Below are 15,983 nucleotides of genomic sequence, written 5' to 3' on the forward strand. Positions count from 1 at the left end.
TCACTGCGTGGACGTGGGAACGGCGGAGATCGTGGGATAGGCGGATCCCTCGGGAGGCTTGATCGCACCGGAGTACAGGGAGAACTGGCTGCGGACACCGGAGACATAGCTCTGCGAGCGGGACGTGGTCGGTACCCCGCGGGCTTCCTTGACGGCTTCCAGTCCCACGTCATAGGACGCCAGAGTCAAGTCCAGGGCGTCCCCCTCCACCTCGTTGTCCGCGAGCAGCGTCTCGACGTCACCGGCGAGTGAGCACAGGTATCTGCCCTGCGCCATGATCGAGTCCTCGGCGTCGAGGGCCGAGGTCGTGCCGTTGTCGTCGTCGTCCTCGCCGAACTCGTCGAACTTGTCCGGCGGCAACTGCGAGATACCCTCGGCGCCGTCAGGCCCCGTCAGGTCCTTGGTCCAGGTGGATTCCTGCTGGATCTGCGCGGCGATGACGATGGGACCGATCTGCGTGCACAGGTCACCGGCGGCCTTGACCGTCTCCAGCAGGTCGGCAGGGACGCTGGCGTCCTCCAGCGTCCCGCTGCCATCGCTGTGATAAGCGCTCACGACCTGGTCCTGGTCGATCTGTGCGCTGCCGCCTTCACCGCACCCGAAGATGTGGCAAATGAGGACTGCGGGCCACATCAGAACGCCTATCGCGCATATGACGACCAGCCCGAGGACGCAGATCAGCGTCACCAGTCCCAGAAATCCCGTCAAACCCATGCCGCCCAGAGCGATGGCCACGATCACGCCGAAACTGCTCTGTCCGCTGCCGGAACCCTGCGGCGGATTGTCGGAGTGTCCCGCTGCCATGGTCTGTCCCCCCTTGCCCATCGTCAACTCGGCGCCTTGTGCACGGCTGTTGAACCGCACCACGCCATTTCCCGTAGTTGCTGCTCACCGGGTCATCGTGAGCTCGAAGGCCGCAACGGACACAGCGGCCCATCAGTTCAATCAGGATTTTTGCGGGATCCGTCATCTGTGACGAGGGAAAGAGGTGATTGCCATGGGCGTCCCAGAAGCGGCGTCCGGCGGCCGACAGATGTGGGTCCGTGGGCCGACCGTCCGCCAGGCCCCCACGACAGCAGTGCAGCCCGCGCCGGGTCTGCCTGTCACGGCGTCGGTACCGGCTGGGCCGGCGGAGACAGCGGCACGGCCGTTCACCGCGCCGTCACACCGCGGCCAAAGCCCTCATGTCGCCTGGGTCAATGCACATGGCGGAGCCGGAGCGAGCACCCTCGCGCAGAGGCTGGGCGGCGTGGACATGGGGCGCCGGTGGCCCGACCCGGCACGCGGTGAACCCAGCCGGATGTTTCTGGTGGCCCGCACGCACGACGCAGGGATGCGGGCCGCCTCACAGGCCGTGGACCTGCTGCGCAAGAAGGAGCACCCCGCGGGCGTACAACTGGTGGGCCTCGTGTTGGTCGCCGATGCGCCCGGGCACCTGCCACCGGCTCTCGGCAGGCGTGTCCGGGTGCTGAGGTCGATCGCCGACGTCCACCGGCTGCCATGGATTCCGGCCTGGCGTCTGGGCAGGCAACTGTCCCAACCTCCGAAGCAGTTGCAGCGGATTGCCCATTTGGTCGCGGAGCAGCCCCGATGAATTTTTCAGCGGATGGTCCTGAAACGATCAATCCCAGTGATTTCGCGCCCGAGGGGGATTTCGATCCCGCCGCACATGATGGCTTGTTTCTGCTCGAAATCCTTGGCTGGTGTGTGTCCGCGGCCGGCGTCGCGGGTCTGATGATCACCGGGATCCAGATGGCCCTGCAGCTTCGGCGCGGGGAGATGGGCGAAGGAGCCACCTACTTCCGAGGGCTGGTGTTCGTCCTGGGTGCCTGTGTCATCGGTATCTCGGCAGGGCCGATCGTCGACTTTGTTCTGTGAAGTGACAGCACCCGACGTTTCTGGGTGTATGCGTCAAAAAGCCGTGTCACGTCAGGCAGGACGCCAACGCCTGACACCGGCATCTCCGTATCACTTGTCCCCACGGGAGATTTCAATGCTGACCGAACTTGCTCACCGTTACCTGGCCGACGGCGTTCCGAATCCTGGCCGCGAGGCGCCCGATGAGTTGACCGCAGCGGTGAACAAGGTGCTGGGTATCGCGGGTTGGGCGGGCACCGCCGCCGGTGTCGCCGGTGTCATCATCACCGGCGTCATGATGGCCGCATCCATCAAGCGTGGAGAAGCCTCCGATCACATCAGCCGTCTCGGCATGGTGCTGGGTGGTTGTGTTTTGGTGGCGACCGCGGGGCCCACCATCTCCTTCGTCTTCAACTAGAAGGCAGAAGAGGAGACAACCGACATGCTCAGTTCCAGACGCAGGAACGAACGGCCCGATGGGCCTTTTTACATGGAGCGCGGTTGGATCAGTTCGGCCATCTTCTTGGCCTTTCTCCTTGTCATGGCGTTAGTGGCGTTCATGGCGGACAGCGGTAATGCCACATTGGCCGCCGGTAGTCGTGACGCTCTCGCCAAGGTGCAGGGTCCCCTGTCTCCGGGAGATCCCCAGCACGTCCGCAACAAGCGGAGCGGTCGGCCACACAATTGCCGCACCAATGACGACGACAGCAAGGTGCCCACTGCGCGGCCGCATGACCTTCGTTGGAGGAAGCTCGTCGCCGTCATGGTGCCCACCCTGCCGGACGCGGGACCCACGCATGTCGACCCGACGATGTGGTGGTGCTTCGCGCATACACCCATGGGAGCGATCTTGGCGGCTCACATCATTCCCATCGAGATCGGCGGACCCGACTGGCGTACCGCCGTCGAACAACAGGTTGTTTCCGGGAAGGCACGGGACAGGCTCGTGGCACGCAGGATCGCAGTGGATACGGCCGACCCGGCTCAGAGCGCCGCAGGTAGGTTCGCCGGCTTCTCCGTGCGGACGTACTCGGCCGAGACGGCCGACATACGGTTGCTCATGACCGATCCTCTCGGCGGTTATCTGTCGACGTCTGTGTCCCTGCGCTGGCGGGAAGGCGATTGGAAGGTATCTCCTCAGACCGACGGCTCCCTCTACGCGGCCGCCGTGAAGACCGAACCCAACGGCTTCGTCGTGTGGGGAGGGTGACACGGTGCAACTGGCTCTCGATGAAAAGAGCTGTGGCGGGGGCGTGGACTTCTGGGGCATGTTCAGCGATCCCATCGGAACCATGATCAGCGTGGTCGCCAGGGTCGTCATGGCCGGTGCCCTGGGTCTGTTCCAGTCGGCCTTCACCGATGTCCAGTCGGAGGATTCGGCGGCGTCGACCGTCATCAGCGGGGAGACACGCTGGATCGTCATCTATCTCTCCATCGGATCCTTGCTGTTCGCCTCGATCAAGATGGCTCTGGACCGGCGCGGGGACGCGGGCCAGGTGGCGTTGAAGGGGCTTGTCCGGGTCGTCGTCGTCAGCGCGGTCGCCACCACCGTGATCAACTCGTTCGCCATGCTGATGGACGAGTACTCCAGCTACCTACTGAAGAGCAGCATCGAGAAAGTGCTGAGCGGCATCGACTGCAGTGACGCCATTCCGTCCATGGTGCTGCTGATCGTCGGCTGCCTGCTGATCATCGCGGCCATCATCCAGATGATCCTGCTGTGGGTCCGGCTCGGTGTCATGATCCTGCTGATGGGGACCCTGCCGATGGCCGCCGCCGCGTCCATGACGGACTGGGGCACCACGTGGTGGCGTAAGCACCTCGGCTGGATGATCGCCTGGCTGCTGTACAAGCCGACGGTCGGACTGGTGATGTATTCCGGCGCCACCATGATCAACAAGGCGGGCGCGGACCAAATCAACACACAGATAGCCGGTATGGCCATGCTGCTGCTGTCGGCCATCGCGCTGCCCGCACTGCTACGGCTGGTCGTACCTGCGACAGCCGCGCTGGGCGGCGACTCGGTCGGCAGCGCCACCATGAGTGTCGCCGGGGGCATTGCTTCCGGAGCGAAGTCCCTCGCGCAGGGCAGCGCGTCGGAATCCGGCGACGAAGCATCTGGCGCTCGCGGAGGCAACGCCGATGCGGCCGGCGGCAGGCCTGAGGGCAGTGAGGAAGGAAGGAGCGGCGGGGGCGACGGGGGCGGTTCATCCTCCGGCGGCGATGCCTCCGGCAGCAGCGAGGGCGGCGAGCAGTCCTCGGGCAGCGGAGGCGGCGAGCAGTCCTCGGGCGGCGGAGGCGGCGGAGGCGGTTGGCTCACAGTGGCCCAACTGGCTGCCCAAGCAGGCAAGGGGGCGGCGGACGTCGCCAAGAGCGGGGTCGAGGGCGCCAACCGAGAAGGCCATCACTAGCGCTGGCGCCCGGTGTGTACTCCGGCACCAGCGAACACGTCCGTCAGACAGTGCCGTCCGGTCCAAGGAGACCGGACGGCACCCCGACAGAGAGGGAAACGGGTACGCCCATGTCCACCCAAGCCGCCACAGTCGAACCCACCTACGGAAACTGGCGCAGGCCCCGACGGCCGGGGCTGGGCTCGCTCGGTCTCGTCGGCACCGTCGCGGTGTTCGGCGGCCTCGTCATCACACTCCTGATCTCGCTGATCTCGCTGGTCGCGGCGATCGTCGTACTCGTCCCGCTCTTGTTGCTCCTCCTGCCGCTGGCCGTGCGCACCCAGGACGGGCGCAACGCCTATCAGCTTGTCGCGCTGCGCGTCGGCTGGTTCCAGCGCAAGGCGAAGGGCTCAACCATCTATGTCTCGGGTCCGCTCTCTCAGCGGCCGGCCGGTCGGTTCCGCCCGCCGGGAATTCTCAGCAGGGTCACCGTGGAGGAGGGCAGGGACGCCTACGACCGGCCTTTCGGTGTCGTGCACCACCGGGGCCGCAACCTGTACTCCATCGTGCTGAGCTGCGAACCTGACGGTGGTTCCCTGGTGGACCCCGATCAGGTGGACACGTGGGTCGCCTCCTGGGGACACTGGCTGGCCCGGCTCTCGAACGAGCGCGGGCTGCGAGGGGCCAGCGTTATCGTCGAGACCGCGCCGGACACCGGAACCCGGTTGGCAGCCGAGGTGCTGCCACGCATCCGCCCTGACGCCCCGGAGGCCGCCAAGGCCGTGATGCGGGAAGTCGTCGACCGGTATCCGACCGCCGCCTCAGAGATGAACACCTACATATGCCTCACCTACGGTCTGGCACCGGGTCAGAAGCGCGAGTCCGAGGACGTCATCAACGACCTGGCCATACGCCTGCCGGGCCTGCTGTCCGGCCTGATGGGCGCGGGCGGCGGCCCGGCCCTGGCTCTGTCGGCGGAGCAGATCTCCGAAGTGGTACGGGTGGCATACGACCCGGCTGTGGCCGGTGACATCCTGGAGGCCCGTGCGGAGCACGGCGGCAGCGGCCTGACATGGGAAGACGCCGGCCCCACCGCAGCCGTCGAAAAGGCCCGGTCCTATCAGCACGACTCCGGTGTGTCGCGCACCTGGCTGCTGACGCTCGCCCCGCGCGGCACCGTGCGCTCCGGTGTGCTGCGGGGGCTCCTGCAGGCATCAGCGGGCACCCGCCGCAAGCGAGTGGCTCTGCTGTACCGCCCCATCGATCCCGCCACCTCGGCACGTATCGTCGAAGCGGACCGGCGGGCGGCACAGTTCATGGCCAGTTCCCAGCGCGGCCTCGTGCAGGCACGCTCCGCGACGGAGGTGCGTGCCGCGGAGCAGACCGCAGTGGAGGAGGCGACGGGCGCCGGCCTCGTCGAGTTCTCGATGATGGTGACGGTGACGGTGGACACCGAAGCCGATCTGGACGACGCGAACGCAGCGGTACGCAACCTGACCGCCTCGGCCCGGCTGCTGATGCGGCCGGCCGACCGGATGCAGGCCGCTGCCTTCAGCTGCACGCTGCCTGTCGGGATCCTGCCGTGGGAGCACACGCTGGTACCGCGCGAACTGAAGGAGGCCCTGTGAGGACGAGGCGGTCCAGGCAGATCATGGACGGTCCCTTCCCGGACGAGGGAACCGATCCCCTGCTGGGTGGGCCGGGTCCCGCACCCGAGGGAAAGCGTGCCGGTCGGGACGGAGAGGCGCTGCCTCCCGCACGCGGCTGGGAGGGTCCCGGCGGCGGCCGGATCGGCAATCTGGACTCGCCCAGCCTGTGGCGGGCGACCACCGTGCAGGCGTGCGGTCTGTGGCCCTTCGCCGCCGGATCGGGAGCGCCGATGACCGGCGTGCCGCTGGGCCAGCATCTGTACACCGGAGCCACCGTGTGCGGCGATCCGCTGTCGTGGTTCACCCGCGCCCACTACATCTCCAACCCGTCCCTGTTCATGCTCGGCATGCCGGGCCTGGGGAAGTCCACCCTTGTCAACCGCATGCTCATCGGCCTGGCCGCGACCGGCGTGGTCCCCATGGTGCTGGGCGACCTCAAGCCGGACTACGCCGACACTGTGCGCGCGCTGAACGGTCAGATCATCTCTGTCGGCCGTGGCATGGGAGGGATCAACATCCTTGACCCCGGCTCCATGGCCGGCGCCGCCGCCCGTATCGGAGGCGAGGCCGGCCGTCTGCTCGCCGCCGAGGCCCACGGGCGGGTCCTCAACGTCGTCGGCGCGCTCGTCACCATCGTGCGCAACCGTGCTATAGACGACCACGAGCAGTCCGTCCTGTCGGCGGCACTGCACCATCTGCGTGAACGCACCCCAACGGACCGTGCCCCGCTGCTGCCGGACCTTCTGCGGGTACTGGCCGAAGGACCGGACCGGGTGCGGTCGGTGACCCTGGACCGGGGTGACGACACCCGCTACCGCGACGCCGTCGACCCGCTGCACCGCTCGCTTCTGGGCATCCTGGACGGGCCCCTCGGTGACACGTTCGCTTCCGAGACCTCCACCCGCATCGACCTGGACGCGACGGCGGTGTGCGTCGACATCTCCCGCATCGGAGAGGCGGACACCCAACTCACCGCGGCGGCCATGCTCGCAGCCTGGTCGGACGGACTCGGCACGGTGGCCGCTTCCCACGCCATGGCGGACGCAGGGCTCGCGCCACGGCGTTGGTACTTCACCGTCCTGGACGAACTGTGGCGCCCACTGCGAGCGGCCAGCGGCATCGTCGACCGTGTCGATGCCCTGACCCGGCTCAATCGCACCCTGGGCCTAGGAGACGCCAAGATCACCCACACGCTCAAGGACGCCGAGTCCCTGGGTTCCGACGCCGACAAGGCCAAGGCCCGCGGCTTCGTCGAACGCGCAGGCATGGTGGTGTGCGCCGGACTTCCCAGACAGGAGATGGAAGAGCTGGGCAAGATCGTGGGCTTGTCGCGGCAGGAGATTGCCCTGGTGTCCTCCTGGTCCTCACCGCCGGGCTGGGGCGTCCACGGGGACCGCGACGACCCGCCCGGACGCGGCCGTTTCCTGATCAAGGTGGGTGGACGTCCGGGTATTCCGATCCGGGTAGCCATCACCGACACCGAGCGGCTCCTGCACGACACCAACAAGCGCTGGGCGACGCAACAGGAAGCCGCCGTGCGCCTGCGCAAGGACCTCCGCCCGGACAGCCGGTGGGTCCGGTGAACCCGTCCGCCACCAAAGCCCAGAGTTATGGCAGTGATCTCGCGTCATGGGCCGTCGTGCTCACAGCGGCAGGTCTCTTCGCCGTGTTCGGGACCGCATGGTTCGGCGGCACCCTGGGCTCCGTGCTTACCGGAGGGGGCTGGCATCCGCCGCCGTTCCGTCTCGCCACGTTCGAGATCCTGATGACCGACGGACCCGCGACGGTGTGGCCACGGACGTCACCGACCGCCGTCATCGCCGGGATGGTCCTTTTCCTCGCCTCCGTCGTCGCCGCAGTCGTCTTCACCGTACGTGGGGTGATGCGCTATGTCTCTCGCCCCAAGGGCCTGGCCGGGCGACGGGAGCTGGCAGGGCTGTCCCCGGACGGCATCGCGGCACGCGCCCGCGAACTGCGTCCCTCGCTCAAGAACAGGTCCCAGCTGCATCCGGACGAGACGGGCAACCTGCTCGGGGACCTCGAACCGAGCGGGCCCGAACTTCGCTCCTCCTACGAGGACGTGGAGCTTGACCTGATGGCCCCCCGGGCGGGCAAGTCCACTGGCATCGCGGTTCCGCGGGTGCTGAGGGCTCAGGGCGCGGTGCTACTGACCTCGAACAAGTCCGACGTCTACGCCGTCACGCGCGCGGAGCGTGCGAAGAGCGGCACGGTGTGGACGTTCGACCCCCAGGGCATCGCGCACACCCCGCGCGAGATGTGGTGGGACATGCTCGCCGACTGCCACACCATCGAGGGAGCGCGTCGGCTGGCCGGACACTTCGTCGCGTCCGTCAACGACGACCAGTCCAAGAAGGACTTCTGGATCTCCGCAGCACAGAACACCCTGACCGCCCTGTTCCTGGCCGCCGCTCGCGGTAAGGTCTCCGTGCTGGACCTGCTGGCGTGGTTGGCCGACCCGGCCGACCGTAGCCCGGTCGACCTGCTGCGGGACGTCCGGATGACCGCGATGGCGGAGCAGTTGCAGGGCACGATGCGCGGCGCGGTGGAGACCCGTGACGGCATCTATGAAACCGCCCGGCAGTGCGTTGCCTGTCTGCTGGACCCGGAGATCGTGGCTTGGGTGACTCGCGACCCGAACCTCCCGGAGTTCCGGCCCCACGAGCACGTACTGGGCCGGGACACCCTCTACCTGCTGTCCAAGGACGGCGGCGGTTCGGCAGCCGGAGTGATCGCTGGTCTGGCCGACGCGACGATGCGCGCCGGTGTCATGGCTGCCGAGCGCATGGGCGGGCGGCTCGACCCGCCGATGACAGCGGTACTCGACGAGGCGGCCAACGTCTGCCGTATCTCCGATCTGCCTGACCTGTACAGCCACTTCGGATCCCGTGGCATCAATGTCGTCACGTTGCTGCAGAGTTACCGGCAGGGCAGCCGTGTGTGGGGCGAAGCCGGCATGGACGCCCTGTGGAGCGCGGCCACCGTCAAGCTGCTCGGAGCCGGTCTCGACGACGCCGACTTCGTCGACAAGATCTCCAAACTCGTGGGCCAGCACGACGTTCGCACCGCGTCGTTCTCCAAAGGCAAGGAGGGCATCTCCCGTTCCTACTCCTACCGCCTGGACCCGATACTGCCGCCCGACCAGATCCGCGCCCTGCCCAAGGGCACCGCCCTGTTGTTGGCCACTGGGATAAGGCCGTCACTGATCCGTCTGCGTCCCTGGTACAAGGAACCGGGCGCCGACCGGATCTCGCAGGCGGCCAAGGCGGAAACAGCGGCCATCACCGAACGTGCCACCCGAGCCTGGTCGGGAGGGGCGCATCCTCCCGTGGAGCAGCAGCCGACCAACGAATGGCTGCGCTAATCGGCGGCTGTGGACAAGGACTTCAGCTGATTGGCTGCACACGGCTGCACACGGCTGCAGAAAGTCAACCATGTCTCCATCTCCACACCCAGCCGCACGACAGCACCATAGACATCACCATGGCTCAGGTATCCGAGCCGGGAGAGCTGCTCTCGCCCAGCCAGCTGCCGCGGCGACGGCTCGTGCCCGGTGGTCAGGAGACCGTCGCTGCCGCACCGGTCGGCGGCTCCCACCAGACATCCCCCTGCATGGGGCCAAACGGCAGCTACCAGGCCCATGTCACCACCGACAGCGCCGGCAGAAACGCATGGGCATCAGCCTTTCCTGCTATAGCAGGCGGGTCGCCGGCACCGAGCGCTGCACGGCAGTGGGGGAGTGCTCGGTGCCGTGGACACCGTGGCGAGCCCTCCTTCCGTGCCTCTGGCGCGGCACTCGCACGGACGACGGCGCACCTGGTCCCGGCTCACCGAACCGGGCATTCGCAGCATGTCCGCCAGGACGGCGACGAGCGAGTGCGAGGTCTGTCGGCCCTCAGTCCTGGCCAGGCGATGAGCGATGGCCGGTCCGAAGCAGGTTGAGCGGCCAAGCAAGCACCTCAGGTTCTCGGTCAAATGCGCGCTGATCGCTGCCGCCGCGGTCTGCGCGGGGGAAGCCCCGTGCAGACCGCAGGATCAGAACAAAAAGTGCAACCGATCCAAGGGTGACGCCTGACACGCCGTAGCCAAGCAGCCTGATCAGCCTATGCTGACCGACGCGGCCACGCTTTCCGGACCAGCCGGTTCCACAAGGGCGTACATCACCGATCTCTGCTGCTTGTGACGTTCGATACGTCCTTTGGCGACCAGAGACTCCAGAACGTTGCGGACGACCTGCGGTGTGGGACAACGACTCGGGTGCTTCTCCAGAAGCTCTTTCCTCACCTCCTTCGCGGGACGCGGCTCATCGTGCTTGCCGAGCAGATCCACCAACACATCACCAAGCAAGGGCTGGCGCGGTTTTCCTTTTGTGCCGATCTTTGACCTGTTGGCAGACGACGCCTTCCGGAGCGCGGGGCGCCGCGCAACCTCTTCAGCCGAGAGCTGCTCCGCTACGGCAACGGCCAGCTCCTCCTGTGCCCGCCCAGGCACATGTGACGCGTCAGCGAAACCTTTGTACCGCTGGACGAGTTCCAGCAGGTCTCCGAGGAGAGCCTCTTCCTGCTTCAACACCTCGACTCTTTTCACCAATTCCTGCTGCCGTCTCCGATTCTCCTCCAAATCTGAAGCGGTTTGTTCCACGAATCGGGATCGGAGCGTAGCGGCTGATTCACTGGTCACAACTTTTCACCCCTTCTACCTGCTGAGCTTTGCGCATGGTACCCACACCGAGCTCCTGGTAGACGTGAGGGGTAACAATGCATCCGCATACGAGGCGAATGCGAAAGACTCGTGACGCACATGCCTCAGAGAGGTGTCCGATGCATCTCTTACGATGTCAATCGTGTCGCTAAGGAAACGGCACGATCCGGCGAAGTGGGTACACTCCGCCTGTTTCGGTCATTCATGCCGGAATTGCCTATGCCGAAGAGAACGTCTATCGCGCGGCTTTCAGATCACCAATCCGGAACAGCACAAGACTGGGCCGGATAATGCAGTGGTATCTATCGTCAACGTTACAGGCTGGATGGGCACCCTCCCGTTTATCCACCGTGCTACGCGCATCCGGAGTTCGGCGGCGACTCGGGGGCTGCGTATGTGCCGTCGGAGTCCTGGTGGACCCTGCGTATTCGCGGACGTGAGGCCGGCCTTTTGCGGCCCCAGTGGGAGAAGCTCCAGCGGAAGGGACCGGGGGGGCGGAGCCGCTTCACGCCGAACCGACGCTGGTGGCCGGCAACGAACTGGCAGCGGCCCACCAGCGCGCCTTCGTCGCGCGCGATACCGGGCCGCCTTGCCGAGAGTGTCACGCTCTTCGTTCAGCTCACGGATCCTTTCGCGTGCTGCGGAGAGTCCCGCCTGAACGTCGTCGATACCGGTCCGGGCAGTGGCCGCCGGCAAGATGGGCGAGAGCGGGTCGCCGGGGCGGGGCCCGTCGGCGGCCCGGATCCGGTCGCGGCGTCCCGGTGTTCACCCCGCGATCACCGGCGACCGACCTGATCACCGCTCCCGGCCTCGACCGGCACCACGCCACCGCGTCCGCCTTGAACGCAGCGGATGCTGCTTCGCTCCCCAGAGGGACTCCGTTCTCCTGGACCATCAATATTCGAGTCCCGCCGGTGTCCGAATCCGGGGCCTTGACCCGCGTGCCGGCGGACCCCTTCGCCCACCACGGGATGCACCAAGGGGACATGAAGCCGCAAGCACCGGACGGACCACTGGACGGGGTGAGCGCCGACATTCAGCGATAGCCGCGTCGCCTGGTGCACGTCTTACGGGTACTGGAACGAGACGCAGTAGTGATCTCCGGTCGCGGAGCGCGGTGAACCGTTGCGCCGCCTGGTACGTCGTGCTGCATGACGGACTTCTTCCTGGACGCACGCCCCGTACCGCCGTATCAGCCGCACACAGGACGGCTGACGGCCGCAAAGGGCTCGTTGGCAGCGGTCCGTCAGCGTGACGCCTCCGTCCGGCTCCGCTTCTCTTCCCCCTCGCTTCCAGTCCTTTCATGACGCAAGGCCGATTCCATGTGCACGAACCCGCATCACGAAAGTCGAGCACAGCAAACGATGTCTTCATCCGACGCGTCCGGCACAGCCCTCCAGCAGATGCAGCACCTGCGGGACGTCAGAGATCTGAGCGATCAGATCCTCAGCCGGCTGGACCGGCTGGATCATCACGCTCCGCTCTCGGCCAAGCTCATACGCCTGAAATGGGGACTCCAGGGTCTCCCTCAGGACCTCGATGAATATGTCGACCGTCTTGAGCGTGTCACAGCCGGGTCAGCGTCCGTGGGGGACGAGGAGCTAGTCCAGCAGATCGACCTGGCCCAGTTAACGCGCGATCTGCTCGAATTCGCTGCCTGGCTGGATCAGCTGGAAGACGTCCGTGACATGGACCGCATCAGTGGGCCGTGACCCGCTGCGTGCAGTTCGTGTTGTTCACACGCTTTGTTCTCGCTGCGCACAGGGGCTGGTGAAGCGTTCCGTACCGCGGCATTGAACTGTTTATCTCCTCCGCCCGTCGCTGTGTGCGAGGCCGGTAGGGACGACCATGTCAGGAAGGGAAAAGATGGATCCGGGTGAGGAGCCGTCTCCGTACATATCAGTGGTCATTGCGGAGGACGGATCGGCCACGATCGACGGTGTGCCGGTACCGGTGGTCGGGGCCGAACCGATCGACGTGGCCATTATCGACACACTGCACGGGTATGCGCGCAGCCGTAACGGCGCGGTGACAGCCGCTGTTTCGTATCCGTCGGACGACTATGCCGCCATCCTGGAGGTGTCGCCTGACGGATCCAGCAAACTGGTGGAGGAACACCGTAACGGAGTCCAAGAAAGCGTATTCACTTCCTCCGCACCTGTAAGTCTCGACGAACCGGCCCCGTCGGCCGATGCCACTACACCTGTCGTCCCCTCCGACGCTGTCGGTAGGAAGCCCGAGATGATGGCCATCCGATCGGCGAAGCCGAGCACTCCTCTCGTCGCGGCCCATGGCGACCGGGGTTCAAAGGGTCGGCTCAGCGGTGCGAGACAGTCGGACGAGGAATACAAGGCACCGGGCCTGATTCAGCGTCCTGTCGTGATCGGCGCGGTAAGCGTGGGCGCAGCACTGCTGGTCGTCATCTCGCTGGTCGTGCTGGGTAGCAGTTCAGGCAGCGACACGGAGGCCCAGGCCGTCAGTGAGGCCACCAGCAGGGCGAAGGCCACGGAGCTCCTGCCCACGCCCCCAGCACCCGCCTCTTCACTTGGCACGTCCGCAAGCGCTTCGCCCACCGCGAAGGCCAAGCGCAAGAAGAAGCCGGACAAGACGCCGGACAAGACGCCGGACAAGACGCCGGACGAATCGCCGGACAAGAAGCCGGACAAGCAGGTCACCGAGGCCGATCAGCCATCCAACGCTGTGCCCCAGCCGACGGATTCCACCGATCCGAATCAACAGACCGCTGCCCAGGCCGTCTTGAAGCTGACGGCCCGTAATGCGGGCCGGCACATCTGCTACCGCGTCTACCTCGACAAGGACGGCTGGCAGAAACCGGTGTGCGACGGCGCCACGGCCGGGCGTCTCGGTACCAAGCAGAAGATCAAGTCCATCAACATGGCGACAACCGGGACAAAGGGCACTTCCGCCGACGCCTGGGTGCACATAGAGAAGTACAAGACGCCCTGGAGCGACGCGGTCGACGGTGTCGACAACTACATCGGCTCCACGCGGGCGGACGAGCCCTACATACTCGGGTTTGTCATCAACGTCGGCAGCGGTGCTGTCTGCCAGAACAGCGCCGTGGACGGCCGTTGGGGCGGCATCGCGTGTGACCGGCCCACAGGCCAGGCCCCCGGGAACTGGATCTGGGGCGGAACCCAGGACAATTCCCTATGGCTCCAGGCTGTCAAGTTCACGGTGTGAGCGACCGGCTCCGCATCTCGGTCGCGCCCACAGCGCGTCGATCGCGGTGTCGATAGCGGCCAGGGCCGCGCTCCTGTCGAGACCTGCTCCCGATACGGGCGAGAGGCCCTGGACGAAGTAGAGCAGCAGCCGGGCCTGGGCCGTGGGATCTACCGTGTCGGTGACTTCTCCGGCGGCCTGGGCGCGGCCCACTGCGTCGCTGACGATGTTGGTGCACCGGCGGACCGTTTTCCTCCATCGCCCGGGGGTCGCGACCCAGATGGCGAAGGCAGCTGTCTGCCTCGCCCCGGACGAGTCCGTCCACGCCCATGTCATCGTCCCGCGTTGCCGGTGGCGTCGGAGAGCCGGCGCACCAGGCGGCGTCGCGCTGGTCTCCGCCGCGATCTTCCGTGCGGCCTGCGGGCGACGGTCAGCCAGTCAGCCGGTCAAGGTGATCCACACGGCGAAGCCCAGCGAAACGGAGCCGGCGAGAAACAGGGAGAGCACCAGCCCCGTCGTGTGCCGCCATGTGAGGACACGAGCCGTCTGCGGGTCGTGCGGCAGATACGCGACAGGCACCTGACGGCCCGTCGTCAACCTCGCAGAACTTCCTCGGACCCTCGGTGAGAACTCGGTCCGGTGTCCCCGCTGGTCAATGAAAGCGATGACCGGCACCCACATCGGTCCATCCGAGCCGTGCGTGCGCACGTTGGCGACCACAAGGCCCTGAGTACGCGTCCCGCGCCGCCGCAACCGCCGTAGCACCCAGGACTCCCGCACAGCGACCGCAAAGGCCAGCAGAGCGCCCGTCCCACATGCCAGCGCACCCATGGTCATCATGTCTTCACCTCTTCCCGGCTCACGCCCGAAAAGCGACCCCGTCGGAGCTGCCACTGAACTACCCACCCGTACGGACAGGAGGTCTTCCAAGGTCGGAGTCGGTGCCGTCTGTGACACATTCGGTGCACCCGCCGGACGACCGGGCTGCCTGAAACGCTCCAAATAAGCACGGCAGACGTCCCATGAGCGCACAGCGCTCAGCACGGGCATGCGTGATACGCCAGTGAACCCCGAGTGGAGTGTGTACGTGGTGTCCACGTACACACCGTCACCTGGAGAAAGCGAGGTCGCCGTGTCTGTTGACGCAGGAGAGGCCCGGAGCGAGGTCCCCCACGAGACGGCCGGCCCGCAGCCGAGAAGCGACGGTCCACCGCAGCCGAGAAGCGACGGTCCACCGAAGCAGCCTCCGGCCCGGCCGCCGCTCTTCATCCTGTACATGGAGGGCGCCGCCTATGCCCAGGCCCTGCGGGGGCTGACCCTGTGGACGCACAACGTCCTGTTGCCGGTCTACGGCCGGGAAGTGACGTCTACGGCTCCCTGGTGCTCCCGGTGGTGGCAACACCCCGAAGCGGTCGCCCAGCTCCATGGTCTCTGGCTCGCGTGGGCTGAGTTGACCGGCCCCGGCGCGGGTATGTCCGGACCCGGCAATTGGCACCGTGACTACCTGCAGCCGGTGATGTCCGCCCTGCGCGATCCGATGGGCTCCTTCGCCGGCTGTAAACCCGGTGCCCACCGGACGAAGGAAGTTCCTCCGGTCGACGCCGCGGATCCGTTCGGTCCCCCGCCTCCGCCTGGCCCGTCCTGAACCACCGACACCGACCCGCCGACCCAATCGAGAGCAAAGTGAGCCACTTCGATATGCCCGCACGAACGCTCTTTGCCGTTCCTCATGTCCCTTTTCCTCGTTCCTCCACTCCGACTGCCTGCCACGCGCGGCCGGACCTGTTCATTCCTGACCGGGAAATGGGATCTCAAGAGGACCTGGATCGCATTCATCGAGCCAAGTCGATGTGCAGCACCTGTCCCGTCATTGAAGACTGTCTGAAGTGGGCGCTGGTCAATCCGGACCTGGCGGCCGAGGGGATATGGGCAGCCACCACGCCCCGGGAACGCACCAGGCTGGTCAAGCTGATCAGGCGTCCGGTGTGCACCAGCAGGTGACGGTGTCGCACGCCTTCGCAACCGCTCTCGGTGGAACCGCTGATGACAGCGCCCGCTCAGGTTTCGCGGTTCCCGGCACTGTCCCGGGCGGGCGGGGTGGATCAGTCGACCAGCAGTCGCCTCTCGGTTTCGGTGGGTTCGACGACCTGACTGAGCTGGGGTATCTCGGCGGGCGGCAGTCCCG

General features: G+C 66.5%; 15 protein-coding genes. 12 read left to right on the forward strand and 3 right to left on the reverse strand.

The features are described 5' to 3' along the window. Complete coding sequence (locus ACH4DZ_RS43860; RefSeq protein ID WP_398295289.1) at window positions 1–804, reverse strand: transglycosylase SLT domain-containing protein; 804 nt, start codon at window positions 802–804, stop codon at window positions 1–3. Window positions 805–1,033: 229 nt separating this feature from the next. Here ACH4DZ_RS43860 and ACH4DZ_RS43865 point away from each other — a divergent pair, with 229 nt between their 5' ends. The 8 genes from ACH4DZ_RS43865 to ACH4DZ_RS43900 all read left to right on the forward strand — a co-directional run bounded on the left by ACH4DZ_RS43865 (window position 1,034) and on the right by ACH4DZ_RS43900 (window position 9,278). After that, window positions 1,034–1,594 carry a DUF6668 family protein gene (locus ACH4DZ_RS43865; RefSeq protein WP_398295309.1) on the forward strand — a complete coding sequence of 187 codons (561 nt, stop codon included), beginning with the start codon at window positions 1,034–1,036 and terminating at the stop codon, window positions 1,592–1,594. Beyond that, entirely contained in the window at window positions 1,591–1,878 is a 288-nt protein-coding gene (locus tag ACH4DZ_RS43870; protein WP_398295291.1) for a hypothetical protein, read from the forward strand. Before ACH4DZ_RS43865 ends, ACH4DZ_RS43870 begins: the two co-directional genes overlap by 4 nt. A 115-nt stretch (window positions 1,879–1,993) precedes the next feature. After that, window positions 1,994–2,275: a hypothetical protein gene (locus ACH4DZ_RS43875; protein WP_398295292.1), complete on the forward strand. Its 282-nt coding sequence runs from the start codon at window positions 1,994–1,996 to the stop codon at window positions 2,273–2,275. Between the two features lie 24 nt (window positions 2,276–2,299). After that, window positions 2,300–3,067 (forward strand): hypothetical protein, encoded by a 768-nt coding sequence (locus tag ACH4DZ_RS43880; protein ID WP_398295294.1) that lies wholly within the window; start codon window positions 2,300–2,302, stop codon window positions 3,065–3,067. Between the two features lie 58 nt (window positions 3,068–3,125). Further along, window positions 3,126–4,268 (forward strand): hypothetical protein, encoded by a 1,143-nt coding sequence (locus ACH4DZ_RS43885; protein WP_398295296.1) that lies wholly within the window; start codon window positions 3,126–3,128, stop codon window positions 4,266–4,268. Window positions 4,269–4,378: 110 nt separating this feature from the next. Next, complete coding sequence (locus ACH4DZ_RS43890) at window positions 4,379–5,875, forward strand: SCO6880 family protein (protein ID WP_398295298.1); 1,497 nt, start codon at window positions 4,379–4,381, stop codon at window positions 5,873–5,875. 23 nt (window positions 5,876–5,898) lie between these two features. Further along, entirely contained in the window at window positions 5,899–7,479 is a 1,581-nt protein-coding gene (locus ACH4DZ_RS43895; RefSeq protein WP_398295311.1) for an ATP/GTP-binding protein, read from the forward strand. A 56-nt stretch (window positions 7,480–7,535) separates the two neighbouring features. Then, entirely contained in the window at window positions 7,536–9,278 is a 1,743-nt protein-coding gene (locus tag ACH4DZ_RS43900) for a type IV secretory system conjugative DNA transfer family protein (protein ID WP_398295313.1), read from the forward strand. A 734-nt stretch (window positions 9,279–10,012) separates the two neighbouring features. On the opposite strand, the gene ACH4DZ_RS43905 is transcribed toward ACH4DZ_RS43900, so the two are convergent. Beyond that, window positions 10,013–10,594, reverse strand: coding sequence for a hypothetical protein (locus ACH4DZ_RS43905; protein ID WP_398295300.1), 582 nt, complete (start codon window positions 10,592–10,594; stop codon window positions 10,013–10,015). Window positions 10,595–11,979: 1,385 nt separating this feature from the next. Here ACH4DZ_RS43905 and ACH4DZ_RS43910 point away from each other — a divergent pair. Continuing rightward, window positions 11,980–12,327: a hypothetical protein gene (locus tag ACH4DZ_RS43910; RefSeq protein ID WP_398295302.1), complete on the forward strand. Its 348-nt coding sequence runs from the start codon at window positions 11,980–11,982 to the stop codon at window positions 12,325–12,327. A gap of 154 nt (window positions 12,328–12,481) precedes the next feature. Next, window positions 12,482–13,819, forward strand: a complete 1,338-nt coding sequence (locus ACH4DZ_RS43915) for a hypothetical protein (RefSeq protein ID WP_398295303.1) — start codon at window positions 12,482–12,484, stop codon at window positions 13,817–13,819. A gap of 417 nt (window positions 13,820–14,236) precedes the next feature. Here the strand turns inward: ACH4DZ_RS43915 and ACH4DZ_RS43920 are convergent, their stop codons facing one another. Further along, on the reverse strand, window positions 14,237–15,076 hold the full coding sequence (locus tag ACH4DZ_RS43920; protein WP_398295306.1) for a DUF3592 domain-containing protein: 840 nt from the start codon (window positions 15,074–15,076) through the stop codon (window positions 14,237–14,239). On the opposite strand from ACH4DZ_RS43920, the gene ACH4DZ_RS43925 reads away from it, so the two are divergent. Beyond that, window positions 15,075–15,443 carry a DUF4913 domain-containing protein gene (locus ACH4DZ_RS43925; RefSeq protein ID WP_398295307.1) on the forward strand — a complete coding sequence of 123 codons (369 nt, stop codon included), beginning with the start codon at window positions 15,075–15,077 and terminating at the stop codon, window positions 15,441–15,443. The genes ACH4DZ_RS43920 and ACH4DZ_RS43925 overlap by 2 nt on opposite strands. Window positions 15,444–15,496: 53 nt before the next feature. Further along, a complete protein-coding gene (locus tag ACH4DZ_RS43930) occupies window positions 15,497–15,799 on the forward strand; it encodes a WhiB family transcriptional regulator (protein ID WP_398295315.1) in 303 nt (100 codons plus the stop codon). Window positions 15,800–15,983 lie beyond the last annotated feature (184 nt).

This window comes from Streptomyces sp. NPDC017991 (assembly GCF_044328075.1).
Lineage (GTDB): Bacteria > Actinomycetota > Actinomycetes > Streptomycetales > Streptomycetaceae > Streptomyces.